The 26,156-nt window shown below is 71.7% G+C and carries 18 protein-coding genes; 11 read left to right on the top strand and 7 right to left on the bottom strand.

Annotation, left to right across the window (positions count from 1 at the left end; genetic code table 11):
* Positions 1–53: 53 nt before the first annotated feature.
* The 5 genes from kduD to G7063_RS09545 all read right to left on the bottom strand — a co-directional run bounded on the left by kduD (position 54) and on the right by G7063_RS09545 (position 5,090).
* Entirely contained in the window at positions 54–818 is a 765-nt protein-coding gene (gene kduD, locus G7063_RS09565) for a 2-dehydro-3-deoxy-D-gluconate 5-dehydrogenase KduD (protein ID WP_206188134.1), read from the bottom strand.
* Entirely contained in the window at positions 815–1,693 is an 879-nt protein-coding gene (locus G7063_RS09560; protein WP_166414194.1) for a fumarylacetoacetate hydrolase family protein, read from the bottom strand. The genes kduD and G7063_RS09560 overlap by 4 nt, the downstream gene beginning before the upstream one ends.
* 139 nt (positions 1,694–1,832) lie before the next feature.
* A complete protein-coding gene (locus G7063_RS09555; protein WP_166414193.1) occupies positions 1,833–3,143 on the bottom strand; it encodes an ABC transporter substrate-binding protein in 1,311 nt (436 codons plus the stop codon).
* Positions 3,144–3,208: 65 nt separating this feature from the next.
* The gene (locus G7063_RS09550; protein WP_166414192.1) at positions 3,209–4,129 is read right to left on the bottom strand and encodes a carbohydrate ABC transporter permease; all 921 of its coding nucleotides are present in this window, start codon (positions 4,127–4,129) and stop codon (positions 3,209–3,211) included.
* Positions 4,130–4,142: 13 nt separating this feature from the next.
* Positions 4,143–5,090, bottom strand: a complete 948-nt coding sequence (locus G7063_RS09545) for a carbohydrate ABC transporter permease (RefSeq protein WP_166414191.1) — start codon at positions 5,088–5,090, stop codon at positions 4,143–4,145.
* Positions 5,091–5,339: 249 nt separating this feature from the next.
* On the opposite strand from G7063_RS09545, the gene G7063_RS09540 reads away from it, so the two are divergent.
* From G7063_RS09540 to G7063_RS09525, 4 genes are all read left to right on the top strand, one after another.
* Positions 5,340–6,791, top strand: coding sequence for a Gfo/Idh/MocA family protein (locus G7063_RS09540; RefSeq protein WP_166414190.1), 1,452 nt, complete (start codon positions 5,340–5,342; stop codon positions 6,789–6,791).
* A gap of 78 nt (positions 6,792–6,869) precedes the next feature.
* Positions 6,870–8,822 carry a DUF6807 family protein gene (locus G7063_RS09535; protein ID WP_240916021.1) on the top strand — a complete coding sequence of 651 codons (1,953 nt, stop codon included), beginning with the start codon at positions 6,870–6,872 and terminating at the stop codon, positions 8,820–8,822.
* A gap of 157 nt (positions 8,823–8,979) precedes the next feature.
* Positions 8,980–10,608, top strand: coding sequence for a UxaA family hydrolase (locus G7063_RS09530; RefSeq protein ID WP_166414188.1), 1,629 nt, complete (start codon positions 8,980–8,982; stop codon positions 10,606–10,608).
* 190 nt (positions 10,609–10,798) lie between these two features.
* The gene (locus G7063_RS09525; protein ID WP_166414187.1) at positions 10,799–13,531 is read left to right on the top strand and encodes a hypothetical protein; all 2,733 of its coding nucleotides are present in this window, start codon (positions 10,799–10,801) and stop codon (positions 13,529–13,531) included.
* A gap of 73 nt (positions 13,532–13,604) precedes the next feature.
* On the opposite strand, the gene G7063_RS09520 is transcribed toward G7063_RS09525, so the two are convergent.
* Positions 13,605–14,192: a hypothetical protein gene (locus G7063_RS09520; protein WP_166414186.1), complete on the bottom strand. Its 588-nt coding sequence runs from the start codon at positions 14,190–14,192 to the stop codon at positions 13,605–13,607.
* Positions 14,193–14,463: 271 nt separating this feature from the next.
* Between G7063_RS09520 and G7063_RS09515 the strand changes: the two genes are divergently transcribed.
* Both G7063_RS09515 and rnhA read left to right on the top strand, forming a co-directional pair.
* Positions 14,464–16,467 carry an Ig-like domain repeat protein gene (locus G7063_RS09515; protein WP_166414185.1) on the top strand — a complete coding sequence of 668 codons (2,004 nt, stop codon included), beginning with the start codon at positions 14,464–14,466 and terminating at the stop codon, positions 16,465–16,467.
* A 253-nt stretch (positions 16,468–16,720) separates the two neighbouring features.
* A complete protein-coding gene (gene rnhA / locus G7063_RS09510; protein ID WP_166415296.1) occupies positions 16,721–17,152 on the top strand; it encodes a ribonuclease HI in 432 nt (143 codons plus the stop codon).
* A gap of 104 nt (positions 17,153–17,256) precedes the next feature.
* On the opposite strand, the gene mqo is transcribed toward rnhA, so the two are convergent.
* Positions 17,257–18,807 carry a malate dehydrogenase (quinone) gene (gene mqo, locus G7063_RS09505; protein ID WP_166414184.1) on the bottom strand — a complete coding sequence of 517 codons (1,551 nt, stop codon included), beginning with the start codon at positions 18,805–18,807 and terminating at the stop codon, positions 17,257–17,259.
* A 213-nt stretch (positions 18,808–19,020) separates the two neighbouring features.
* On the opposite strand from mqo, the gene G7063_RS09500 reads away from it, so the two are divergent.
* The 5 genes from G7063_RS09500 (at position 19,021) to leuS (ending at position 26,153) form a co-directional block, all read left to right on the top strand.
* Positions 19,021–20,988, top strand: a complete 1,968-nt coding sequence (locus tag G7063_RS09500) for a metallophosphoesterase (protein WP_166414183.1) — start codon at positions 19,021–19,023, stop codon at positions 20,986–20,988.
* The gene (locus tag G7063_RS09495) at positions 20,985–21,671 is read left to right on the top strand and encodes a YceI family protein (RefSeq protein WP_166414182.1); all 687 of its coding nucleotides are present in this window, start codon (positions 20,985–20,987) and stop codon (positions 21,669–21,671) included. The genes G7063_RS09500 and G7063_RS09495 overlap by 4 nt, the downstream gene beginning before the upstream one ends.
* A gap of 49 nt (positions 21,672–21,720) precedes the next feature.
* The gene (locus G7063_RS09490) at positions 21,721–22,410 is read left to right on the top strand and encodes a metal-dependent transcriptional regulator (protein WP_166414181.1); all 690 of its coding nucleotides are present in this window, start codon (positions 21,721–21,723) and stop codon (positions 22,408–22,410) included.
* An 87-nt stretch (positions 22,411–22,497) separates the two neighbouring features.
* Positions 22,498–23,145 carry a vitamin K epoxide reductase family protein gene (locus G7063_RS09485; protein WP_166414180.1) on the top strand — a complete coding sequence of 216 codons (648 nt, stop codon included), beginning with the start codon at positions 22,498–22,500 and terminating at the stop codon, positions 23,143–23,145.
* Between the two features lie 98 nt (positions 23,146–23,243).
* Positions 23,244–26,153, top strand: coding sequence for a leucine--tRNA ligase (leuS, locus tag G7063_RS09480; protein WP_166414179.1), 2,910 nt, complete (start codon positions 23,244–23,246; stop codon positions 26,151–26,153).
* The last annotated feature ends 3 nt before the right edge of the window (positions 26,154–26,156 follow it).

Here is a 26,156-nt window from a genome sequence, read left to right as displayed (position 1 = left end):
AGAGGACGGGTGGCATCGGGCCGAGGGCCGTGGCGGGCGGTCGGGGCGCGGGCTCAGCGGACGAGCCAGCCGCCGTCGACGGGGATGATCGCGCCGTTGAGGTAGTCGGAGGCGGGCGAGGCGAGGAACACGAACGCGCCCTGGAGGTCGGCCGGGGTGCCCCAGCGGGCCGCGGGGATGCGGTCGAGGATCGACTTCTCGCGCGCCGCGTCGGCGCGGATGGGCGCGGTGTTGTCCGTCGCCATGTACCCGGGGGCGATCGCGTTGGCGTTGACGCCGTGGGCAGCGAGCTCGTTGGCGAAGGACTTCGTCACGCCCGCGACCGCGTGCTTCGAGGCGGTGTAGCCGGGCACGAGGATCCCGCCCTGGAAGGAGAGCATCGAGGCGATGTTGATGATCTTGCCCGAGCCCTGCGCGACGAAGCGGCGCGAGGCCGAGCGCGAGAGGTGGAAGACGGCGTCGAGGTTGATCGCGAGGACGTCGTCCCAGTCCTGGGCGGGGTGGTCGAGCAGGGGTGCGCGGCGGATGATGCCCGCGTTGTTGACGAGGACGTCGATCGAGCCGAGGTGCTCGACGACGCCCGCGACGACGGCGTCGAGGTCCTCGGGCGTGGCCTCGAGGAGGTTGACCTCGATGGCGTGGGCGCGGCGGCCGAGGGCCTCGATCTGCGCGATGGTGTCCTCGGTGCCGAGCAGGTCGAGGACGGCGACGTCGGCGCCGGCCTCGGCGAGGGCGAGCGCGGCCGCCTGGCCCAGGCCGCGGGCGGCACCGGTGACGAGGGCGACCTTGCCGTCGAGTCGGAAGGAATCGAGGATCATGAGGGCTCTCCGGAGGTGGTGGGGGAGACGAAACGGGTGGTGAGGGAGCCGAGGCCGGTCGCGGTGATCGTCACCGCGTCGCCGTCGGCCATCGGGACGTGCGAGGCCGAGGCCTCGGGGGTCTTGGCCGCCGAGCCGGTCGCGACGACGTCGCCCGGCTCGAGCGGGATCACCTGGCTGAGCAGGTGGAGCAGGCGCGCGACGGGGAAGACCATCTGCGCGGTCGTGGCGCGGGCGACGACGACGCCGTCGCGCTCGACCTCGAGCTCGACGCCCGTGAGGTCGCCGGCCTCGTCGACCGTGACGACGGCCGGGCCGAGCTGGCCGAAGCCGGTGAAGTTCTTGCCGAGCGTCCACTGGCTCGTCGCGTGCTGCCAGTCGCGCGCCGTGACGTCGTCGTAGAGCGTGTAGCCGGCGACGTGCGCGAGCGCGTCGGCCTCGGCGACGTCGACCATCCGGCGGCCGACGACTATCGCGATCTCGCCCTCGTAGTCGACCGCGGCGGGGACGCGCGGCAGGACGACGTCGTCGTGCGGGCCGCTCAGCGCGTTGCGTGTCTTGACGAAGACGTTGGGCGTCGACGGCAGGGAACCGTCGCGGGAGGGGCCGCGGTGGCCCTCGTAGTTGTAGCCGATCGCGAGGACCTGGCCGGGGCGGACGGGCGGCGCGAGCCGCACGTCGTCGAGCGCGGGGAGCAGCGCGGGGTCCGCAGCCTCGATCGCGGCGCGGGCCGCGTCGGCGAGGGCGGGGTCCGTGAGGATGTCGAGCGTCGTGGCCGCGACGCCAGCGAGGTCGACGACACGCGTGGTGCCGTCGTGCTCGACGAGCGCTCCGGGGCGCTCGGAGCTCTCGTGGACGTGGGTGACGAGTCGCAACGTTCCTCCTGGGGACGGTGAGGGCGCGGGCCCTCGAAGAAGCGGGGTGGGTGGTTCTGGCAGTGCGGGGGACCGCGCGGTCCGGGTCGTGAGGCTGAGGGGCCCGGACCGCGCGGTCGGTGCGGTGAGGACGCTGCGATCAGGAGGTCGCGGCGGTCATCTCCTCGATCCAGCGCTTGGCGCCCTCGGCCGGCGTGATGTTGCCGAAGAGGACGTCGGAGTTCACGCGACCCGTGATCTCGGTCGCCTTGCCGGAGCCGACGGGCGGGACGGGCGTGCCGTCCTTGATGACACCCTCGAGGCCCGAGACGAAGTCGGCGCCGAGCGTGTCGGCCTCGCCGAGCAGCGGGACGACGGCCGCGCGGACGTCGGTGTTCCCCGGCAGACCGCGGTCGGTGAGGATGAGCTTGCCGGCCTCCTCGGAGTTGATGAGGAAGTCGATGAAGAGCTTGGCCTCCTCCGGGTGCTTCGACTTGGCGGAGGCGGAGTAGAACATCGACGGCTTGAAGAACTGCCCGCCGCGCGTGAACTGGGACTCGCCCGGTGCGCGGAGGATCGCCATGGGACGGCCGGCGGCCTTGGAGATCGCGGGGAGCTGGTTGGACCAGAACCACGCCATCGCGCCCTTGCCGGACGCGGGCAGCGAGCCCTCGACGCCGGCGCCCTGGACCTCGGTCGAGACCGAGGCGTCGGGGGAGCCCTTGCCGAGCAGGTCGACGGAGCGCTGGAACCACTCGGTCACCGTGGCCTCGGAGACGCCGATCTTGCCGTCCTTCGTGAAGACCTCCTCGCCCTTCTGGCGCGCGACGATCTTGAGGACGACCTCGTTGAAGCTGTAGTTCTGGACGCCGTAGTACTTGCCGCCCGACTTCTCCGAGATCTCGTTGGCGGTGGCGACGTAGTCGTCCCAGGTCCACTTCGTGTCGTCGGGGATCGCAACCCCGACCTCCTTGAAGATCTCCGGGTCGATGACGACGCCGTGGACGTTGATGCCCGTGGCGACGCCGTAGAGCTTGCCGTCGATCGAGCCCGAGTCGAGGATCGTGCTGTCGATCTTCGCGGTGTCGAGGCCGAGGCCCTTGAGGTCGAGCAGCAGGTCGCGCGTCGCGTACTCGGTGAGGAAGCGCTCCTCCTGCGTGATGACGTCCGGCAGGTTGCCGCCGGCGGCCGCGACGTTGAGCTTCTCGAAGTAGGAGTCCCAGCTCGTGTAGTCAGGGGTGACCTTGATGTTCGGGTGCTTCTTCTCGAACTCCGCGATGACCTTCTGGGTCACCTCGTGACGCGTGTCGGAGCCCCACCACGCGAACGTGATGTTGACCTTGTCGTCACCTGCCGCACCGGGTGCCTTGTCGTCGGACCCGCAGGCTGCGAGCCCGAGGACGAGGGCGGAGGCCGCCGCAGCCGCGGCGATGCGCCGGGTGCGGATGGCAACCTTGGTGTTGGCCTTCATGGACGTCTCTCCTTTGATACGTGACATGGCCTGGTACTTCCGGAAGGGCCCGGCGGGCCCTCCCGTCACTTGATGCCCGTCGTGGCGATGCCCTTGACGAGGTACTTCTGCCCGAGGAGGAACACGAGGAAGATCGGGATGATCGTGACGATGGACATCGCGAACATCGGTCCCCACGAGCTACCTGACGACGAGTCGAGGAAGTTGCGCAGCGCGAGCGGTGCGGTCTTCATCTCGTCCGTCGTGAGGAAGATGAGCTGGCTGAAGAAGTCGTTCCACGTCCAGATGAACGTGAAGATCGCGGTGGTCGCGAGCGCCGGCGTGGCGAGCGGGAGCATGACCTGGCCGAAGATGCGGCCGTGACCGCAGCCGTCGAGGCGTGCCGCCTCCTCGAGCTCCTTGGGGATGCCGCGGAAGAACTGCACCATGAGGAAGATGAAGAACGCGTCCGTAGCGAGCAGCTTGGGCACGATGAGCGGCCAGAACGTGTTGATCCACTCGAGCTGGTTGAACATGATGTACTGCGGCACGATGAGCACGTGCACGGGCAGCATGATCGTGACGAGCATGATCATGAACCACAGGTTGCGGCCCTTGAACTGGAGCCGGGCGAACGCGTAGGCGGCCATCGAGCACGAGACGAGGTTGCCGACGAGGGCGCCGGCGACGATCGTCAGCGAGTTGAGCATGTACCGCGAGAACGACGTCTGGAACGCGTTCCACCCGTCGGGGTAGTTCTCCGGGTGCCACTGGTCCGGGATGATCGAGAGGTTGCGGAAGATCTCCTCGGTCGGCTTGAAGGATGCGCCGAGCATCCACAGCAGCGGGTAGATCATGAGGGCCGCGGCCGCGATCATGACGACGTGGCGGAGGATCGAGCGGGTGCGCGTGCGCCAGAGGACGGGCGACCTCACCGGCTCGGACTCGGCGGCGAGCTCTGCGAGGCGGGTGGCCTGGTCGGGCTGAGGGGTCATGGTGACCGACATCTCCTGGTTCCTTTCAGTCCTCGTAGAACACCCAGAACTTCGAGACCCAGAAGTTCAGAGCGGTGAGGGCGAGGATGATGAGGACGAGGATCCACGCCATGGCGGAGGCGTAGCCCATGTTGAGGTTCTTGAAACCCTCCTGGTACAGGTACAGCGTGTAGAAGAGGGTCGAGTCCGACGGGCCGCCGGTGCCGCCCGAGACGACGTACGCCTGCGTGAAGGCCTGGAACGAGCCGATGACCTGCATGACGACGTTGAAGAAGATGATCGGGCTGAGCAGCGGGAGCGTCACCGAGAGGAACTGGCGGCGCTTGGAGGCGCCGTCGAGGGACGCGGCCTCGTAGTACATGTCGGGGATCTGCCGCAGGCCGGCGAGGAAGATGATCATCGGCGAGCCGAACGTCCACACGTGGAGCAGGATGATCGTCCACAGCGCGGTGTCGGGGTGGGAGATCCAGCCCATGCCCTCGAGGCCGAACAGCCCGAGGAAGGCGTTGAAGATGCCCTCCTTGCCGAAGACCTGGCGCCAGAGGATCGCGATCGCGACCGAGCCGCCCATGAGGGACGGCAGGTAGAAGACCGAGCGGTACAGGCTCATGCCGCGCATGCCGCGGTTGAGCACGAGCGCGAGGCCGAGCGCGACGGAGAGCTGGAGCGGCACGCCGACGACGGTGTAGATGGCGGTCACCTGGAGCGACTTGTGGAGCCGCGGGTCGCTCAGCATGTCGATGAAGTTCTCGAGGCCGATGAAGTTCGGGGCCTGGAGGAGGTTGTAGTCGGTCATCGACAGGTACAGGGACGCGACCAGCGGGAACAGCGTGATCGCGAAGAGGCCGACGAACCATGGTCCGAGGAACACCAGCGCGGCGCGCCCGTCGGCCTTGCGCAGGTTGGTGGTGGTCTTCGGCGTCGTGCCGCCGCGCTTCCTGCTTAGCGCGCGGAGCTCGCCCAGTGCTGACATGCACACTCCCTCGTGTGGTTCGGGACGTCAGTGTCCGTGGTTCCTAGGAACCGGTTGCTACGAAGATACACGACCTCCGACGTCGCGCAACTCCGGAAGTGTGGATGCGCTCTCTTTCGCAAGAAATCAACGCTGCTAGGGGTGTACTCACCCGCTGTTGCGTGGGACCAACGGCCTATCGCTGCAGGCGTTCCTCCTGGACGCTATGGTTGCTCCCTGAAACCCATTTCTCCACGGGAAGGCTCAACGATGAGCGATCTTGACCAGAACCCCACGGCACCTCGGCGCGGGGCCTCGGCCTCGACCGTCGCGGACGCGATCGTCGTCCCGAAGTTCGCCCCCGTCCCCGCAGGGCGCCCCCGCCGGCGCTACGCCGTGCTCGGCACCGGTCACCGCGCCGGCATGTACGTCGGAGCGATCACGGGCGACCACGCGGACGTCGCCGAGCTCGTCGCGTGGTGCGACACGAACCCCGGCCGCATGGACTTCTACGACCGCGAGGTAGGCGCGGCGCTCGGTCTCGACGGACCCGCGGGCCTGCCGCAGTACGGCCCCGACGACCTCGAGCGCATGATCGCCGAGCAGCGCGTCGACGTCGTCGTCGTGACGACCCCCGACCGCCTCCACGCGGAGCACGTCGCACGCGCCCAGGCCGCGGGCGCCGACGTCGTGGTCGAGAAGCCCCTCACGACGACCGCCGAGGGCGCGCGCACGATCGCGGCGTCCGTCGCGGCGACCGGCCGCGACATCGTCATGACCTTCAACTACCGCTACGCGCCGCGGAACTCCACGCTGCGCGAGATCATCGCGTCGGGCGCGATCGGGCGGCCGACGTCGGTCCACTTCGAATGGGTCCTCGACACGGTCCACGGCGCCGACTACTTCCGCCGCTGGCACCGCGAGCGCAAGAATTCCGGCAGCCTTCTCCTCCACAAGTCCTCGCACCACTTCGACCTCGTCAACTGGTGGCTCGGCGACACGCCGGTGCGCGTCTACGCGTCGGCCCACCGCGACGTCTACGGCGCGGGCCACGCGGAGGACCGCGGCGAGCGCCCCGCGCGCGGCTCGGCGGCCGACGGCGACCCCTGGTCGCTCGACCTGCGCCGCGACCGCCGGCTGCGCGAGCTCTACCTCGAGTCGGAGCACCACGACGGCTACGTGCGCGACCGCGACGTCTTCGACGGGGATATCGACATCGAGGACAACGTCGCGGTCCTCGTCGACTACGCGGGAGGCGCGACGATGACGTACTCGCTCAACGCGCACAGCCCGTGGGAGGGCTACACGGTCTCGGTCAACGGCACGCTGGGACGCGCTGAGCTGCGCGTCGTCGAGCGCGGCGCGATCCGCGTCGACGGCGACGGCCGGGTCGTCCTCGACCCGTCGGCGACCCCGGACGCGGTCCCTGTCGCGGAGTCCCGTCCGGAGGGGGAGCAGCTCCTCCTGCAGCGTCACTGGGAGGGTGCGGAAGAGATCGTCATCCCGCAGGGACGCGGCGGCCACGGCGGCGGCGACGCGATCCTCCTCATGGACGTCTTCCGCCGTGACCTGCGGGTCGGCGACGACCCGCTCGGGCGCGCCGCGGGCGTCGTCGACGGCGTCCGCGCGATCGCGGTCGGCGTCGCGGCCAACCGTTCGCTCGAGACCGGGCAGGCCGTCCTCGTCGACGACCTGGCCCTCGGAACCGACCTCACCCGCTGACCGTCGACCCGTGACGCGCAGGATCCTGCGCGTCGCGGGTCCCCGGTCCCACCTCTCCCGACACCTAGGATGGGCCCTGTGCGAAGCAGCAGAGCAGTGAGCGCCGGCGCGACGATCAGCGACGTGGCCGAGGCCGCGGGCGTCTCGCGCGCGACCGTCTCACGCGTCATGAACGGACTGCGCGGCGAGGACGAGATCACGCGGCGCGTCCGCGAGGTTGCGGAACGCCTCGCGTACCGGCCGTCGGCGACCGCTCGGTCGCTGTCGCTCGGGCGCACGCTCGCGGTGGGCGTCGTCGTGCCCGACCTCGCCAACCCCATGTTCCAGGCGGTTCTGCGCGCCGTGACGGACGGCGCCTACCGCTCGGGCTACGGCGTCGTCATCGCGGAGACCGCGGGCCGCGACGAGCGTGAGGTCGACGTGGTGCGCGCGACGCGCGCGCGGTGCGACGCGCTCGTGCTCGTCTCGCCGCAGATGTCCGAGCAGGCGCTCGAGGCCGCGGCCGACGAGCTCGGCCCGCTCGTCCTCGTCAACCGTTCGCTGCCCGGCTCGCGCATCCCGTCGGTCAACGTCGACTACGCCGAGGCGATGTACACGGTGCTCGAGCACCTCGTCGAGCTCGGGCACGGGTCGATCGCCTACCTCCAGGGTCCTGCGTCGAGCCCGTCGAACCGGGCGCGCCTCGAGGGCGTCGACGAGGCGCAGGTGTCGTTCGGCGGCACGAGCCTCGTGACGCTGCCGTGCGGGCCGACGGTCGCGGACGGCTATGCGGCGGCCGAGGCCGTGCTCGCGACGCGGGCGACCGCTGTTGTCGCGTACAACGACCAGGTGGCGTTCGGCCTGCTCGCGCATCTCGGCGAGCTGGGCGTCTCAGTGCCCGAGGACGTCTCTGTCGTCGGCTTCGACGACATCGAGCTCGCGCGGTACGCGGCACCGTCGCTCACGACGGTGCGGGTCCCGCACGACGAGCTCGGCGCGCACGCGTGGGAGCGGCTGAGCGCGCTCGTGGCGGGGACCTCGGCGACGGCTGACGACCACGAGTCCGACACCCGCACGGAGATCCTGCCGACACAGCTCGTCGTGCGCGCGTCGTCGGGCCCTGCCCCTGCGGGCAGCGCGACCCCGGTCGCGGTGGCGCGCCGCACGCCGCAGCCGGACGGTCTCGCGTGGGTCGTCGACGGCGCGGACACGGTTCTCGCGGCGGGGGAGTCGCGGCTCGCGCGTTACCGCGAGGGCGCGTCGATGGCCGACGTCCATGCGCCGCGCCCGCACCTGCACCCGGTGCGCTCGCTCGCGGGCACCCGGATCACGGCGGCGTCGCCCGCGGACCGCCGTCATCACCACGGGCTCTCGCTCGCGCTGCAGGACGTCGCGGGCTCGAACTTCTGGGGCGGGCGCACGTGCGTCCCGGGTGAGGGCATGCAGGTGCTGGGCGACCAGGGCCGGCAGGTGCGGGTCGCCGTGGAGGTCGCGGACGGGCGGCCGGGCCGCCTGCTCGAACAGCTCGAGTGGCACGGCCGCGACGGCGAGGTGCTGCTCGACGAGGCGCGGACGCTCGACGGCGAGCTGCTCGAGGGTGGCGCGGGCTGGGCCCTGCGCTGGTCGAGCGAGCTCACGGCGCGGCGTGCGCTGCGGATCTCCAACCCTGCGGAGGAGTCGGGCTCGTTGCCGGGCTACGGCGGGGTGTTCTGGCGGTTCGCGCCCGCGGACGAGCACCGGGTCGCGTCGAGCCTCGGCTCGGGCGACGTGGCGCACGGGTCGCGCTCGCCGTGGCTCGTCGTCGCGGCGCGGCACGGGACGGCGTGGACGACGGTCGTGCTCGTCCAGGACCGTGGGCGGCCGTGGTTCGTGCGGACGACGCCGTACCTCGGGGCGGGGCCGGCTGTCGCGTCGGGTCGTCCGATCGACCTTGCGGAGGGGCACTCGCTCGCGGTGCGGCTCGCGGCGGTCGTGCTCGACGGGTTGCACAGCCCGTCGGCGGTCGCGGAGCGCTGGTACCCGTTCGGGGCGCGGCTGCTCGCCGAGGGCTGACGCCCGTCCGAGCGTCGCTGCGCTCATCGTGCGCGCGTGCGCGCCGTGGAGCGGAACCGGTTTCCGCGCTATGATCTAGCCACACCCAGACTTCACGACGGCTCGATGGCGAGCCGACGGCAACCGGTTGCTCCGGGTGTCGAAGAAAGGACCACCCATGACGGACCAGCGCACGGACACCCTCGCCGCAGGCGTCCTGCTCCTGAGGACGGGGGACGACGTCGCCGTCGCGACCCGCGCCCTCGAGCCCGGCGACGAGATCGCGCCCGACGGCCAGGCCGTCGTCGTGACGACCGTCGTCCCGCGCAGCCACAAGGTCGCCCTGCGCGACCTGCCCGCGGGCGCGCCCGTCCACAAGTACGGACAGGTCATCGGAGTGACGACCGAGCCCGTGCCCGCAGGTGCCCACGTCCACTCGCACAACCTCGTCTTCGAGGACGGCGAGCGCGCGCACGAGCTCGGCGGCACCCACACCGAGCTCGAGGTCCCCGCGGGACCGCGACCGACGTTCCGCGGCTACCGCCGCGCGGACGGACGCGTCGGCACCCGCAACTACGTCGCGATCCTCACGAGCGTCAACTGCTCGGCGTCGACCGCGAAGATGATCGCCGCGCAGTTCCCCGACAGCGCGCTCGAGGCCTTCCCGAACGTCGACGGGGTCGTCGCGCTCACGCACCAGTCCGGCTGCGGCCTCGTGCCGGAGTCGGAGGGCGGCTCGATCCTCCTGCGCACGCTGCGCGGCTACGCGGCCCACCCGAACATCTCGGCGATCCTCGTCCTCGGCCTCGGCTGCGAGATGATCCTCACCTCCCAGCTGAGCACGCGCTCCGGCGCAGGCGTGGGGCCGTCGATCGCGCTCGGCATGCCGACGATCGGCGCGCCGCGCCACGGCGACGAGCTCCTCGCGGACATCCCCTCGGACACGCTCGTCGAGACCATGACGATCCAGGAGACGGGTGGCGTGCGCGCGAGCGTCCGCGCGGGCGTCGAGGCGGTCCGCCGCATGCTCCCCGTCGTCGACCAGCGCGAGCGCGAGGACATCGACGTCTCCGAGCTCGTCCTCGCACTCAACTGCGGCGGCTCCGACGGCTACTCGGGCATCACCGCGAACCCCGCCCTCGGCTGGGTCTCCGACCGCCTCGTCGCGTACGGCGCGACCTCGGCCCTCGCCGAGACCCCCGAGGTCTTCGGCGCCGAGCACCTCCTCACGCGACGGGCCCGCACGCCCGAGGTCGCGCAGAAGCTGCTCGACCAGATCGAGTGGTGGAAGGGCTACGCCGCCGCGGGCGGCGGCTCGCTCGACAACAACCCGTCGCCCGGCAACAAGGCCGGCGGCCTCACGACGATCCTCGAGAAGTCGCTCGGCGCCGTCGCCAAGGGCGGCCAGGCCGACCTCTCGGAGGTCTACGACTACGCCGAGCCCATGGCGCCCCACGCGGGCTTCGTCTTCATGGACACCCCGGGCTACGACCCCGTCTCGGTGACCGGCCTCGTCGCGGGCGGCGCGAACGTCGTCGTCTTCACGACCGGCCGCGGCTCCGTCTTCGGCTGTCGTCCCTCGCCGTCGATCAAGGTCGCGACGAACACCGAGATGTACGACCGCATGAGCGAGGACATGGACGTCAACGCGGGCCGCATCGTCGACGGCACCGCGACCCTCGAGGAGGTCGGCCAGGAGCTCTTCGACCTCGTCCTCGCGGTCGCGTCGGGGGAGCGGACCGTGAGCGAGGACATGGGCATCGGCGTCGAGGAGTTCGTGCCCTGGCACATGGGCACGGTGACCTGAGCGGGTGCGCCTGCCGCGGCGGCGGGGCGGTCCGCGGCGGGTGCGTCGCGACGCACGGACCGGGCCGCACGGCACGCTCACCAGGCACGCCTCGTCGGCGTGGTCAGTGAGGCGCCCTGGCGTGACGAACCGGACTCGCCTAGCATTCTCGGCGACCGTGGGACCACAGCACGCGCAGCAAGGACGCTCCATGACACGCACTCGTTCCGCCCTGCTCTCGTCAGCGCTGGCGCTCGCCCTGGCCGCGACGGTGGCTCCCGCGGCCTCGGGGGCCACGGTCGCGTCGGCGTCGGCGACCTCCGCGCAGGTCGCCGAGGTTGTGCCCTCCACCCGCTCGAACGCCGGCGGCATCACCGTCGTCACGGACGCAGACGGCGCCTTCGTCTCGTGGACCGCGCCGGTCGGGGACAGGCTCACCGACGCCCGCACGCAGTTCCGGCTTCCGGACGGCAGGGTCGTCCTGCCGACCGCGACCGGGCGGTCCTACAGTGCGCGCGTCCTCGGGGCGACGGACCTGCGCGCGAGCCAGGTCGCCGTCGTCCGGGGCGGACGCGTACTTGCGGGCGCGAGCGAGGGCGTGGCCGGCCAGACGGCGCCGACCTCGCCCGGCGTGCTCGCGTCGCGCCCCTCGGCGCTCGTGTCGAAGGACCCGGGCAAGGCCGGGAAGTACGCGACACGCTCGTTCACCTACTCGTCGACCGGCATGAAGGTCCCCGGCTACGCCGCACCGGTCGAGACCAGGGCGCACGTCGTCATGCCGCGCGACGCCAAGGGCGCGCGCCCTGTCGTCGTCATGCTCCACGGGCGGCACTCGGTGTGCTACTCGGGCAACGGGATCGTCGACGACTGGCCATGCGCCCCGGGGACGAAGGCGATCCCCAGCTACCTCGGCTACCTCGACCAGCAGAAGCTCCTCGCCTCCCAGGGCTACGTCACCGTGTCGATCGCAGCGAACGGCATCAACGCCCAGGACTTCTCCGAGGCCGACGGCGGGGCCGGCACGCGCGCCAACCTAGTGCGCAGGCACCTCTCGTTCCTTGCCTCGTGGAACCGCGGCACCAAGGGCCCGCGCGGAACCGAGCTGCTCAAGGGCCGCCTCAACCTCTCGCGTGTGGTGACGATGGGTCACTCGCGTGGCGGTGAAGGTGTGAGCCGCGCGGCGATCAAGGCCCGCGTGGGCGACCCGTTCAAGATCGTCGGGCAGGTGCTCATCGCACCGACCGATTTCGCGACCCAGGTCGCGGTGGGCATCCCGACGACGGTCCTGCTGCCGTCGTGCGACGGCGACGTGTCCGACCTCCAGGGGCAGGCCTACGTCGACCGTGCGGTCGGGATCATGCCGGGCGACCACGCCATGCGGTCCTCGGTCCTCGTCCTCGGTGCGAACCACAACTTCTTCAACTCCGAGTGGACGCCGGGCATCTCGAAGGCCCCGTCGATCGACGACGGGGACGCCTCCGGCACGTGCGGCACCAGCGCCAAGGGGCGGCTCACCGCGAAGCAGCAGCGCGCGGTGGGGGCGACCTACGTCGCCGCGGCCGTGAAGGCCTACCTCACGGGTGACGACTCGGCGCGGCAGCTCCTCGACGGCTCGGCCGTCCGCGCCGCGTCCGCCGGGGCCGCGACGGTGCTCAGCCACGCAGTCGGCGCCCGGCGCACCCCTGTGCTCACGGCTGACCGGCCCGCCAAGGTCTCGACCCGTGGCTCCGCGACCGCCGTGAGCTGTGCGGTCGTGGCCCGCGAGGAATCGACGCAGGAGTGCTTCGGCAACCAGGCCTCGCCCCACAACGGCGGGCTCTACGGCACGACGATGCCGGCCGACCCCGCACTCCTGGTCCGGTGGACCGCCAAGGACGCTCGTGTCCGACTCACCGGGCTTCCCGACCTCAGCAACCGGTCCGCGCTCGCGATGCGCGTCGTCCTCCCCTCGCAGAGGACGACCCCGAGCTTCGATCTCGTCCTCACCGACACCAAGGGTCGCAGCGCGGTCGTCAAGGCCGATCGGGCACCCGAGCGGCTGCCTTCCATCGCGAGGGTCGGCCAGGCCTGGGCCCAGGAGGTCCGCTTCAGTCTTCCCGCACGGTCGGTCGTCGACACGTCGCGACTTGCGCGGGTCGACCTGCGGACCCGTAGCGCTGCGGGCAAGATCGTCGTGCTCGACATGCACGGGTTCTCGAGCGGGCTCATCAGGTCGTCTGCGTCCGTCAACACCGTCGCACGGGTCTCGGTCCCCGCGCGGACGAAGATCACGGCGGCCGGCTCGGGGTCGCAGGTCCTCCGGATCCCGGTGACGGGAAGCCGCAAGGTCACGGCCCGCGTCTGGGTCGAGCGGCTCGACCTGCGGTCCTGGAAGAGCGTCGGGGAGTTCCGGACGATCAAGCCCGGGCAGACCTCGATCGACGTTCGCTACACGCTCGCCGAGGACGACGCCGTCTCGGTCAGCCCCGAGGGCGTCGAGCTCGGCCTCGTCACGGTCATCGCCGACCGTGGCGCGGTCGTCGACCAGCCCGCCGGCGTCGCGTGGACGCCCCCGGGCGTGGCGCCCAAGGTGTCGGTCGTCGACCCTGTCGCGACGGCGTCCCCGGGTGGCAGCCTCCGCTGGGAGCTGCGCCTCTCAGGTCCGACCATCGAGGGCTCCTGGTTGCCCTTGACGTTCACGCCCGTCGCCGGCGAGCTCCGTGCGGAGCAGCTGGTGCCGGCCTGGCTCGCCCCACGCTTCGGGAGCACCGAGCTCTCCGGCCCGCTGAGCTCGAGCCTCGGAGGCATCACCACCACCGTCGAGCCAGGCGCGACGTCGGTGATCTTCGAGATCCCTGTACGGCGCACCGCGGACGTCGCGCCCCGGCGCTCCGTGCGGATCGTCGTCGACCGCTCGGCATCCGGCGAACCGGACCTCGTGCTCACGGGCACCGTAACTCCCTGACGTGGGGTCCGGACGCACGAGGGGCTCCCCACCGTGAGGTGGGGAGCCCCTCGTGCGTCGGGCGGCGAACCGCTCAGGCGTAGTCCTTCATCCACTTCTGCAGGTCGTCGCGCAGGACCGAGTGGAGCGAGCCCGCCGCGCCGCGCGAGTACGTGAAGACGAGGTGCGGCACCCCGGCGTGCACCTGGACCTCGAAGATCTCGGCGCGCCGCGGGTCGCGGCACGTCGCGAGGAACCCTTCGTGGCTGCCTGGGAGCGTCACGTACGTCGCGCCCGGCTGGACGCCGACGTCGGTGAGGTTCTGCCAGTGCTCCGCATACTCACGGGTCGTCGAGTCGCCGAAGAGCTTCGAGTGCCGCGGCTTGTCGAGCTTGTGCGTGCGGCCCTGCGTGTAGGGCACCCAGCCGCCGTCCTCGAGCAGCGCGAGACGCGGGCCCACCATCCAGCCGCGCAGCCCTGTGTCGGAGTAGCGCGTGACGACGCTCTTGCCCTGCGTGCTCTCGCGCGCAATGAGCACACGGCCGGGAGGGACGGAGCGGACGATCGTCTTCGCGGTACGCCGCAGCTCGAGCTCAAACTCGTAGAGGAGGTCTGCTCGCACGGAATCAAGCTCGGCCGACCTCGGGTCGGTGGAACGGGAGGAGACGTCTTCGGCTCTCATGTGCATACCGTAGGGCTTTTCGCAGTGGAAGCGTAACCAGCGTGACCTCACCGTGACCCCGCGACGACGATCCCCGACCTAGGACCCCTCGCAGCGGTCCCGAGGGTGGCGGGCCACGGCGCGTCCTGGGACGTCAGAGATGTCGAGAGGCAAGGCTGAGAAGCGGGTCGCATGCACTACGATCTGCACATCAGACGTGGCTCCGAAACTTGCTACGAACCAGGCAACCTGTCCACAGGGGGACCAGATGTACCGAGCTAGATGGGCTGCCGTGTGCGCCCTTGCCCTCGTCCTCGGGGGAGCGCCCGCCGCGACCGCCGCGCCGATCGCCGGCGGCGAGACCGTCGGCAGCAAGACCGCGAGCGTGCCCGACGCGATCGTCGAGGGCGAGCTCATCGTGACGCTCGGCTCCGGCCGCGACGCGTCCGGCCGCCCCGTCGAGACCCGGTCCTTCGGGGTCCGCACCGCGTCGGGCGCGTACGTCCCGCTCACCGAGGCCTCCGTGAGCCGCACGCGCGGTGCCGCGACCGCCGGCGACACCGTCCGTGTGGAGATCGACGCACCGCGTGAGCTCGCGACCTCCGCGCTGCGCGCCGCGTCCTCCGACCGTGTGGCCCAGCTCCTCTCCCGCTCGGGGGCCGTCGACGCGAGCGCGGTCACGGTGCTCGCCTCGACCACGCCGAGCGCGACGACCAAGGCGGCTCACGTCGCCCACGTCGTCACTGTCGCCGACCGAGAGACGACGGGCAACTACTCGCAGGCTCGCGCGAAGGCGGTCGTCGAGAACGGCGGCAAGTACTGGGTGCGCGAGAGCGGGGGCGTCGTGAAGTCTCTCGCGGTCGCGTCGCTGCGGACGATGCCGTGGGACAACGTCTGCGACTTCATCGCCGAGGCCGAGGACGCTGGCTCCGGCGAGGCCTACGAGGAGATCTGGGCGGAGGCCCAGAACCTCGTCGGCAAGGGAGCCGTCGCGAGCAAGGCACGCAGCCACCTCGTCGTCATGCTGCCGGAGGGCTGCGCGAGCTCCGAGGGCGGTCCCCTCGGCTGGACGGGCCTTGCGATGGTCGGCAAGAACTTCGCCTCGGGTGGTGCGATCTTCCTCATCGCCGACGACCAGCACACCGCCGCCCACGAGATGGGCCACAACTTCGGCCTGGGCCACTCGAACCTCGACGCCGGCGACGACGCCTTCGAGTACTTCGGCGCGCACTCGGTCATGGGCGCGTCGGTCGGCGACGTCGACGGCAAGGTCTACGCGCCGCCGGCGCTCGACCCTGCCTTCCGCGAGTACCTCGGCATCCTGCCGGCGTCCGCCGTCACGGGCGGCCAGTACGGCAAGGACACGACGATCAAGGCTGTGACCTCGGGCGGCGTCATCACCGAGAAGTGGGCGCTCACGCCCCAGAACGACGTCTTCATCGAGTACCGCAACGGCCTGGGCGTCGACAAGAACGCGTTCTACGCAGTGTCCGGCCCGTCCTACCAGTTCGACCTCGGCCCTGGTGTTCGCATGTCGACCGTCGTCAGCGACGCCAATGGCATCCCGACGCTCTACACGCTGGGCGGCGAGACCGGGAACGGCGGCTACTGGGCGACCGTCCGCCAGGGTGAGGACGTCACGTTCAACGGCGGTCGCAAGCTCACCGTCTCGCGGACGACGGCGACGGCCGCGCGCTTCCGCATCACGGGCTTCGCGCGTGGCAAGACGACGACGAAGCTCGCGATCGCGAAGATGACCTACGGCACGCGCGCCGCGGTGCGGGCGACCGTGTCGGGTAGCTACAACCGCCACGGCACTGTCTCGTTCTATGTCGGCACGCGCCGCGTCGCGACCGTGCGCGTCGGGGCGGGCGGCATCGCGCGCGCTCTCCTCCCCGCGAACGTCCGGCCTGGACAGCAGACCATCAAGGCGGTGTACTCCGGTGACGCGACGCTCGGCGGATCCAGCGTCGCGCGCAAGGTCACGGTCTCCAAGACCAAGGTCGGGCTCAAGGTCGACAAGGCGTCGACCGTCAAGGCCGGCCGGACGGCGACGTTCACCGTCCGGGTCACCGGGCGCAGCACCGCGTCGCCGCTCGGCACGGTGTACGCAAAGGTCGGCTCGAAGACCGTGTCCGCCAAGGCCAAGGTCGTCCGCAAGGGCTCGGCCTGGGTCGCGGTGGTGAAGACCTCGAAGCTGCCCCGCGGCAAGGTCTACCTGGTCCATGTCCCGGCGCGGGCATCGAGCCCGTACTACCTGAGCACGACGATCTTCTCGGGTCGCACCGCACGCTGATCCGCCGTCCGTGTGACGCACCTCGGCCCCGCTCGCGCATCGCGAGCGGGGCCGAGGTGCGTGCCGGGTCGTCGTGCGCGCGGCGGGGCCCGCTTGCGGGGGCGAGAGGCGCCACGAGACAGCCTGCGCCGGAGCGGCTCCGCACGGGCGTGCCACTACGATGGGCACCATGCCCCAGACCCCTCCCACGGCCCTCGACGACGCCCTGACGACCCCGGCCGACGGGCCCGGTGCGCCCCTGCCTGTCGTCGAGATGTGGACCGACGGCGCGTGCAAGGGCAACCCCGGCGTCGGCGGCTGGGGCGTCCTCATGCGTTCGGGCGGGCACGAGCGTGAGCTGTGGGGCGGTGAGGCGGCGACGACGAACAACCGCATGGAGCTGCTCGCCGCCGTCGAGGGGCTCAAGGCGCTCAACCGCCGGTGCGCGGTGACGCTCCACGTCGACTCGACGTACGTCATGAAGGGCATGACGACGTGGATCCACGGGTGGCGTCGCAACGGCTGGCGCACCGCGGACAAGAAGCCCGTGAAGAACGCCGAGCTCTGGCAGCTGCTCGAGGCGCAGGTCGCACGGCACGACGTCCGCTGGGCGTGGGTCAAGGGTCACGCGGGCGACCCGGGCAACGAGAAGGCTGACGAGCTCGCCAACCGGGGCGTCGACGACGTGCGCGCCGGGCGGGCCTGAACGGCCTCCACGTCGCAGGACGAGGCTCGCGCGGACGTCCACGAACGACGTAGGGCGCGGCATCCCCCCGGGATGTCGCGCCCTACGTCGTGCTGGTGGGCCGGTCAGGCCTCGGTCGCACCGACCTCGTCGAGCTCGGAGAGCGCCGTGAGGCTCTCGCGCTCGGCCGGGGTGTCCCAGTCGTCCGTCGCGAGGGACGGCGCGATCGCGGCGAGGCGCGGGCGCCACGCGGCGAGGTGCTCGGGGAAGCAGCGCTCGAGCACGTCGACCATCGCCCACGCGGCGGTCGACGCACCGGGCGAGGCTCCGAGAAGGCCCGCGATCGTGCCGTCGGCGCCCGTGACGACGTCCGTCCCGAACTCGAGGCGGCCGCCCTTCTTCGGGTCGCGCTTCATCACCTGGACGCGCTGGCCCGCGGTGATGAGCTCCCAGTCCTCGGGGCGCGCGGTCGGCATGAACTGTCGCAGCGAACGGAACTTCGCGTCGAAGGACTTCGTCACCTCGGAGACGAGGTAGGCGGTGAGGTCCATGTTGTCGAGGCCGGCGCCGGCCATCGTCACGATGTTGCCCGGGCGGATCGACGCGAAGAGGTCGAGGAACGAACCCTTCTTGAGGTACTTCGACGAGAAGCCTGCGTACGGGCCGAACATCACCGAGGTCTCGCCGTCGACGACACGCGTGTCGAGGTGGGGGACAGACATGGGCGGGGCGCCGACGTCGGCCTTGCCGTAGACCTTGGCGTTGTGCTGCGCGACGATCTCGGGGTTCGTCGTGCGGAGGAACTGACCCGAGATGGGGAAGCCGCCGTAGCCCTTGATCTCCGGGATGCCGGAGCGCTGCAGGAGGGGCAGGGCGCCGCCGCCTGCGCCGACGAAGACGAAGCGTGCGTTGACCGTGCGGACCGGGTCCTTCGCGTTCCACGAGGTGTCGCGGACCTTGACGTCCCACGTGCCGTCCTTGCGGCGGCGAAGGTTCTTCACCTCGTGCTGCGCCGCGAGCGTGGCGCCGTGGTCGACGAGGTGGCGGAGCATCGAGCGCGTGAGGGAGCCGAAGTCGACGTCGGTGCCCGACGTCGCGCGCGTCGCGGCGATCGGCTCGTCGCCGGCGCGCTCCTTGACGAGGAGCGGCGCCCACTGCGCGATGACCGCCGGGTCGTCCGTGAACTCGAGGTCGGAGAAGAGGGGGTGCGCGCTGAGCGCGGCGTGGCGCCGGCGGAGGTAGTCGACGTTGGCCTCGCCGCGCACGAACGTCATGTGCGGGGTGAGGCTCATGTACGTCGACTGCTCGGGGAGCATGCCCGCCGTCGTGAGGTGGTGCCAGAACTCGCGCGAGATCTGGAACTGCTCGTTGATCTTCACGGCCTTCGACGTGTCGATCGAGCCGTCCGGGCGCTCGGGCGTGTAGTTGAGCTCGCACAGCGCCGCGTGCCCCGTGCCCGCGTTGTTCCACGGGTTGGAGGACTCGAGCGCGACGCCGTCGAGGCGCTCGAAGATCTCGATCTTCCACGTCGGCTCGAGCAGGGAGATGAGCGTCCCGAGGGTCGCGCTCATGATGCCGCCGCCGACGAGGACGACGTCCACGTTGTTCTTCTTCGTCCGGTCCACGTCTTCGAGTGTAGGTAGGATGACTGGGACCTGGGTCCTGGATCTCAGCATCGGAACCGTGAGAAATCCCACTCCGTCCGGTCGCTCACGAACGCTTGACGCCGCTGTCCGGGCGGTGCGTCGGAGCCTGTCCGGCCCAGCCACGAGGACGGCGACGGCGCCGCGTGCGCAGGGGGCCGCGACGCGCCTAGGCTCGTCCTCAGGTGCACGGGCCGCCGCACCGACGGACCCGGCTCGCCAGCCGCGCACGAGGGGAGACGACCGATGCCCGCTGAGGCGCACCCGCACGGCCGTCCGGGCCGCGCGCTGCCGCCCGCCTGGGCACGTCGGCTCGTCGTGGTGCTCGCGGTCGTGCTCCTGTCGTGCGTCGTCGGCGTCGTCACCGCCCGGGCGGACCGTGCGCTCGGGCCGCACGAGGCCACCTACGAGGTGACCGCGGACGGCATCGTCACGCTCGACCTCGGGCCGCTCGGCACGATCGAGGTCGACTCGCCCGCGCCCCTCGGGATCGGTGTGCGTGCGACGGTCAAGGAGATCCCCGCGGACCTCCGTGCCGTCGTGGGCCGCACGACGCTCGACGCGCTCGACGACGACCTCGCCGCGTACCTCCAGTTCTTCTCGGGTCCGCAGGACACCGTCCGGCACGTCGCCGAGGCCCTCGTCGCGGACGCGGCGCGCCGGGCCCTCGCGTGCGCCGCGCTGTCGGTCGCGGTCCTCCTCGGTCTCGGCCTGCTGCTCGGGCGTCCGCGACGCACCGACCTGCTCGAGCGGTTCGCCCCGCACACCGTGACGCTCGCGGGCGCCGTCGTCCTCGTGCTCGTCGCTGCGACCTTCTCCAACGGCTCCGCAGCCCGCGCGCGCCTCGACGCGCTGCCCGCGAGCACCGTCTTCGCGGGGACCTCGCTCGAGGGCGCTCGGATCACAGGGCGCCTCTCGGGCGTCATCGAGGAGTACGGCGGCCAGCTCCTCGACATGTACGACGACAACGAGTCGTACTACGAGAACGTCGTCGGCGAGCTCGACACGGCCTGGCTCGCCCGGCTCGAGGCGGACGAGCGAGAGTCCGCCCTCATGCTGCGCGTGTCCGCGCCGGTCGCGGACGACGCGACGCTCCCCGCCGACGGCACGCCCCCGGGCTCGACACCGGACGCCGGTGCGACGGCCGACGGCCCCGACCCCACCCCGGCCGGCACGACGACGGCGACGGAACCCGACGGCGTCGCCACGACGGACGCCGACGCGGACGCCGACGTCGTGACCTTCCTCCAGGTGAGCGACCTCCACTGCAACATCGGCATGGCGCCCGTCATCCGTCGCGCGGCGCAGCTCGCGGGCGCCTCGGCGATCCTCGACACGGGCGACACCACGATCAACGGCACCGCGGTCGAGCGGGTGTGCGTCGAGGCGTTCGTCGACGCCGCGCCGTCAGGCACCGAGTACGTCGTCGCGACGGGCAACCACGACTCCGCGCAGACCGCCGACCAGGCGCACGACGCAGGGGCGACGGTCCTGCGCGGCGACGTCGTGCGCGTCGCCGGCGTCCGAATCCTCGGCGACAAGGACGCGCGCGAGACCCGCATCGGCGTCGGGACCGTCCAGGTCGGCGAGGAGGACCCGGGTGCCCAGGCCGAACGGCTCGCCCGCGACGCGTGCGCCGAGCGGCCCGACCTCCTCATGATCCACACGCCGTACGTCGGCGCCCCGGCGCTCGCGACCGGGTGCACGCCGCTGCAGATCTCCGGCCACCGCCACACGCGCACCGGGCCCGTGCGGTCCGGCCTCGGCGTGCTCTACGTCTCGGGGACGACCGCGGGAGCCGCTGAGGGCAGGCTGACGATCGGCCCGCTCGGTGGTGTTGCGCAGATGACCCTGTGGCGCTTCGACCGCACGAGCCGGACGTGGCTCGACTCCCGCCTCATCTCGATCACGCCGTCGGGCGCCGTCGAGGTCGGCGCCGCGATCCGCGTGCCGCGGCCGCTTCCCGCGGGGTCCCCCGTCGTGGACGACCCGTTCGGCGCCGCGACTTCGACGCCCGGCCTGCCGACGCCCGAGCTGCCGACGCCCGACGGGCCGTTCGACGGCGACGTGCTCCCGACGGGGACCCCGTCACTCGACCCTTCCGTCGACCCGACCGCCGAACCTTCGACAGACTCGTCCACCGACCCGACCCTCGGGTCGACGCCAGGCGCCACGCCGACGCCGTCCGCGGAACCGACAGAGGAGCTCCCATGACCGCTGCACACCCGACGCGCCGCCGCCGTCTCGTCGTCGTCATCGCGTCGCTCGCGGTGCTCGTGCTTCTCGTCGTGCTCGTCGGGCCCCGCATCTACGCGTGGTGGGGGGACAGGTCCGCGCCGCCGCCGCTCGCTGTGACGACGAGCGCGCCCGCGCCGGCGACGGGGCCGCTCGAGGTCGACGGCACGTGGACGCTGGGCCCGGGCACGACCGCGGGCTACCGGGTCGAGGAGGTCCTGCGGGGCGAGGACGTCACCGTCGTGGGCCGCACGGAGGACGTCACGGGCACGATCACGGTGACGGACGGCAGCATGACGGCCGTCGACGCGACGGTCCAGGTCGCGACGGTCGCCACGGGAGTCGGTCCGCGCGACTCGTTCATGCGCGACCTCCTCGAGGTCGACCAGCACCCGACGGCGACGTTCCGCCTCGACGCCCCGGTCCGGCTTCCCGATCTCGGGTCGGGTGGACGGGTCGAGGTCCCCGGGACGCTCACGCTGCTCGGGGCCGACCACCAGCTGACGTTCTCGCTCGACGTCGTGCGCGACGGCGCGGGGCTCCGCGTCGCAGGTTCGGCCCCCGTGACGTTCTCGGACCTCGGCATCGAGGCGCCGAGCCTCGGCTTCGTCGAGGTCGAGGACGCCGGGACGCTCGAGCTGCTCCTCGTCCTGAGCCGCTGACGTGCGGCGCCTCACGGGGTGCCGGGCGCGCGCTCGGTAGGCTGGGCACGTGGCGGCACGAGACAGCGACATCACCCCGGTCGTCGAGGACTACCTCAAGGTGGTCTGGTCGGCGGGGGAGTGGGCCGAGACCCGCGTGACGACGAAGCTCCTCGCGGAGCGCCTCGGCGTCGGTCCGTCGACCGTCTCGGAGAACGTCCGGCGCATGGTCGGCCTGGGCCTGCTCGACCACGAGCCCTACGGCGCGATCTCGCTCACTGCCGAGGGCGAGCGCCTCGCGGTCGCGATGGTGCGCCGTCACCGGCTCATCGAGACGTATCTCGTCGAGCGGCTCGGGTACGCGTGGGACGAGGTCCACGACGAGGCCGAGGTGCTCGAGCACGCCGTCTCCGACCTCATGCTCGCGCGCATCGACGCGGCGCTCGGGCACCCGACGCGTGACCCGCACGGCGACCCCATCCCGACCGTCGACGGCGAGCTGCCGGCGTCGGACGCGTGCACGCTCGCCGACCTCGCGAGCGGTGTCACGGGCGTCGTCGTCCGGATCTCGGACGCGGACCCGGAGCTGCTGCGCTGGTTCACGGAGCTCGGCCTGGGCCTCGACGCACGCGTCGAGGTCGTCGCGCTGCGCGAGTTCGCGGGCACCGTGACGGTCGCCTGGACGCGGCCCGACGGCACCACCTCGGAGGCGTCGCTCGGGCTGCCCGCGGCGCGCTCGGTGTGGGTCGCCGAGGGCTGATCGCCCGCCACGTCTCGGCCGGGGCAGGTCGTTCGTCCCGGATCGTGCGATAGTGCGTCGCGGAACCGCACACCTCCGGAGGACCCCGTGGCCGACACCGACCTCACCCAGCACGACGACGCGTCCGTCGCGGACGATGCCGTCGCGCGCCCGCTCACGGACCGCGCGCTCGGTCTCGTGCTGCTGCTCGGGGGCCTCGTCGGTCTCGTGGGCTCGGCTGCCCTCGCGATCGAGCGGTACCTCACGCTCGTCGACCCCTCGCACGTGCCGTCCTGCTCGCTCAACGCGCTGCTCACGTGCAGCCCCGCGATGGACTCCGCGGCGGGCAGCCTGTTCGGCTTCCCCAACCCCTACCTGGGCCTCGGCGCGTTCCCGGTCGTCATGACGATCGGCGTGCTGCTGCTCGTCGCCCCGGGCGTCGCCCTGCCGCGCTGGTTCTGGCGGGCGTTCCTCGCGGTCGCGACCGCGGGCATGGCGCTCGTCGTCTTCCTCGTGTGGACCTCGGTGGCCGAGCTGCGCGCGCTGTGCCCGTACTGCATGGTCGTGTGGTTCTCGACGCTGCCCGTGTGGTGGTACGTCCTCGTGCGCAACATCGAGGCCGGGCTCGCGGGAGGCGCGCCGACCTCGGTCCTCGTCCGGATGCGCGGCTGGGTGCTCGCGGCCCTCTACCTCGTGCTCGTCGCGGTGCTCGTCGTCGGGCTCGGCCCCACGCTGCTGTCGACCCTGCGCGGCTGAGCCGTCGGGCCTGCGCGGCCGGGAGCGGCCCGCGCGGGCGGCGTCCGCCTGCGCACGGACGGGCCGGTCGGCGGCCTGCGCGCGGGTAGGATCGTCGGGTGACCGAGAACTCCACGACGCCAGATGTCACTGCCCGCACGAGCGCGGAGCCGACCTTCCGCTACACGCCTGCGCTAGCGCAGGAGATCGAGCTTCGGTGGCAGGACCGCTGGGCCGAGCGCGGCACGTTCTTCGCGGCCGACCCCGCCGGTGGGCTTCCCGACGGCGACGGCAACCACGCGGACCCGTCCTCGTCGTCGTTCTTCGTCATGGACATGTTCCCGTACCCCTCGGGCGCTGGCCTCCACGTCGGCCACCCGCTCGGGTACATCGCGACGGACGTCACCGCTCGCTTCCGCCGCATGTGCGGCGACAACGTCCTGCACGCCCTCGGCTTCGACGCGTTCGGCCTGCCGGCCGAGCAGTACGCCGTGCAGACGGGCCAGCACCCGCGCGTGACGACCGAGGCCAACATCGCGAACATGCAGCGTCAGCTGCGTCGCCTGGGCCTCGCGCACGACCCGCGTCGCTCGTTCGCGACGACGGACTCCGACTACGTCCGCTGGACGCAGTGGATCTTCCTGCAGATCTTCGACTCCTGGTACGACGCGGACGCTGTGCGTCCGGACGGCGGCACGGGTCGCGCCCGCCCGATCGCGGAGCTCGAGGCCGAGCTCGCAGCAGGCACGCGCGCGCTGCCCGACGGTCGCGCATGGGCCGACCTCGACGCGGCGGAGCGTCGCGCGGCGCTCAACGAGCAGCGCCTCGCGTACGTCTCGGACTCGCCCGTCAACTGGTGCCCGGGCCTCGGCACGGTGCTCGCCAACGAGGAGGTCACGTCGGACGGCCGTTCCGAGCGCGGCAACTTCCCCGTGTTCCAGCGCAACCTGCGCCAGTGGAACATGCGCATCACCGCGTACGCGGACCGCCTCACGGACGACCTCGACCTCATCGACTGGCCCGAGAAGGTCCGCTCGATGCAGCGCAACTGGATCGGCCGCTCGCACGGCGCGCGCGTGACGTTCGCGGTCGAGGGCGGCCAGGAGGTCGAGGTCTTCACGACGCGCCCCGACACGCTCTTCGGCGCGACCTTCATGGTCGTCGCACCCGAGCACCCGCTGCTCGACGAGGTCCCCGCCGCGTGGCCCGACGGCACCCGCAGCGCGTGGACGGGCGGGCACGCGAGCCCCGTCGAGGCCGTCGCTTCCTACCGTGCAGAGTCCGCGGCGAAGACAGCCGTCGAGCGCCAGGCGGACGCGGGCCGCAAGACAGGCGTCTTCACCGGCCACCTCGCGATCAACCCCGTCAACGGCGTGCTCCTGCCGGTCTTCACGGCCGACTACGTCCTCATGGGCTACGGCACGGGCGCGATCATGGCCGTCCCGGGCGGCGACGAGCGCGACTACGCGTTCGCGCAGGCCTTCGAGGTGCCCGTCATCTACACGGTCGACGCCCCGGAGGGCACGCCCGACGGCGCCCGCACGGGCGACGGCGCGATCATCAACTCGGCGAACGACACGATCACCCTCGACGGGCTCTCGGTGCCCGAGGCCAAGGCCGCCATGACCGCGTGGCTCGTCGAGCGCGGCCTCGGCGAGGGCACGACGACGTACCGTCTGCGCGACTGGCTCTTCAGCCGCCAGCGCTACTGGGGCGAGCCGTTCCCGGTCGTCTACGGCGACGACGACCAGCCCATCGCGCTGCCGGAGTCGATGCTGCCGGTCGACCTGCCCGAGGTCCCTGACTACGCGCCCCGGACGTACGCGGCCGACGACGCCGCGTCCTCGCCCGAGCCGCCGCTCGGCCGCAACGACGAGTGGGTCACCGTGACCCTCGACCTCGGTGACGGTCCGCGCGCCTACCGCCGCGACACGAACACGATGCCCAACTGGGCGGGCTCGTGCTGGTACTACCTGCGCTACCTCGACCCGACGAACGCCGACGCGATGGTGTCGGCGGAGCTCGAGCGCTACTGGCTCGGTCCGGAGCACAACGCGACCGCGGGCGCAGCCGGTGGCGTCGACCTCTACGTCGGCGGCGTCGAGCACGCCGTGCTGCACCTGCTCTACGCCCGCTTCTGGCACAAGGTGCTCTTCGATCTCGGTCACGTCACCGGTGCCGAGCCGTTCCACACGCTCTTCAACCAGGGCTACATCCAGGCCTATGCGTACACGGACGAGCGCGGCGCGTATGTCGACGCGTCGACCGTCACGGAGGAGGCCGGAGCGGACGGCGAGGTGCGCTACGTCGCCGACGGCGTCGAGGTGCACCGCGAGTACGGCAAGATGGGCAAGTCGCTCAAGAACGTCGTGACGCCTGACGAGATGTACGAGGCGTACGGCGCCGACACGTTCCGCGTCTACGAGATGGCCATGGGCCCGCTCGACCTCTCGCGCCCCTGGAACACGCGCGACGTCGTCGGCTCGCAGCGGTTCCTCCAGCGCCTGTGGCGCAACGTCGTCGACGAGACGACGGGCGAGGTCACCGTGTCGGAGGACGCGCCCGGCGAGGAGACGCTGCGCGCGCTGCACCGCGCGATCGCGGACGTCCGCACCGAGATGGAGGGCATGCGCCCCAACACGGCCATCGCGAAGCTCATCACGCTCAACAACCACCTCACGACGCTCGACCGCGTGCCGCGCGTCGCGGCGGAGGCGATCGTCCTCATGGTCGCGCCGCTCGCCCCGCACGTCGCGGAGGAGCTGTGGGAGCGCCTCGGGCATGAGCGCTCGCTCGCGCACGAGCCCTTCCCGACGGCCGACGAGGCCTACCTCGTCGAGGAGACCGTGACGTGCGTCGTCCAGGTGCAGGGCAAGGTGCGCGCACGGCTCGAGGTCGCGCCGACGATCACGGACGCCGATCTTGAGGCGCTCGCGCTCGCCGACCCGGCGGTCGTGCGCTTCCTCGACGGGCGTGAGGTCCGCAAGGCCGTCGTGCGCGCGCCGAAGCTCGTCAACCTCGTCGTCTGAACG

It is taken from the genome of Sanguibacter sp. HDW7 (assembly GCF_011300875.1).
Classification (GTDB): domain Bacteria; phylum Actinomycetota; class Actinomycetes; order Actinomycetales; family Cellulomonadaceae; genus Flavimobilis.
This window is presented reverse-complemented; position numbering and strand designations above follow the sequence as displayed.

Excerpts from the sequence above, each read along its gene's own strand:
- kduD (WP_206188134.1), bottom strand. The coding sequence starts at position 818 with ATGATCCTCGATTCCTTCCGACTCGACGGCAAGGTCGCCCTCGTCACC.
- G7063_RS09555 (WP_166414193.1), bottom strand. The coding sequence starts at position 3,143 with ATGAAGGCCAACACCAAGGTTGCCATCCGCACCCGGCGCATCGCCGCG.
- G7063_RS09550 (WP_166414192.1), bottom strand. The coding sequence starts at position 4,129 with ATGTCGGTCACCATGACCCCTCAGCCCGACCAGGCCACCCGCCTCGCA.
- G7063_RS09545 (WP_166414191.1), bottom strand. The coding sequence starts at position 5,090 with ATGTCAGCACTGGGCGAGCTCCGCGCGCTAAGCAGGAAGCGCGGCGGC.
- G7063_RS09540 (WP_166414190.1), top strand. The coding sequence starts at position 5,340 with ATGAGCGATCTTGACCAGAACCCCACGGCACCTCGGCGCGGGGCCTCG.
- G7063_RS09530 (WP_166414188.1), top strand. The coding sequence starts at position 8,980 with ATGACGGACCAGCGCACGGACACCCTCGCCGCAGGCGTCCTGCTCCTG.
- G7063_RS09525 (WP_166414187.1), top strand. The coding sequence starts at position 10,799 with ATGACACGCACTCGTTCCGCCCTGCTCTCGTCAGCGCTGGCGCTCGCC.
- G7063_RS09520 (WP_166414186.1), bottom strand. The coding sequence starts at position 14,192 with ATGAGAGCCGAAGACGTCTCCTCCCGTTCCACCGACCCGAGGTCGGCC.
- rnhA (WP_166415296.1), top strand. The coding sequence starts at position 16,721 with ATGTGGACCGACGGCGCGTGCAAGGGCAACCCCGGCGTCGGCGGCTGG.
- mqo (WP_166414184.1), bottom strand. The coding sequence starts at position 18,807 with ATGCTGAGATCCAGGACCCAGGTCCCAGTCATCCTACCTACACTCGAA.
- G7063_RS09500 (WP_166414183.1), top strand. The coding sequence starts at position 19,021 with ATGCCCGCTGAGGCGCACCCGCACGGCCGTCCGGGCCGCGCGCTGCCG.
- G7063_RS09495 (WP_166414182.1), top strand. The coding sequence starts at position 20,985 with ATGACCGCTGCACACCCGACGCGCCGCCGCCGTCTCGTCGTCGTCATC.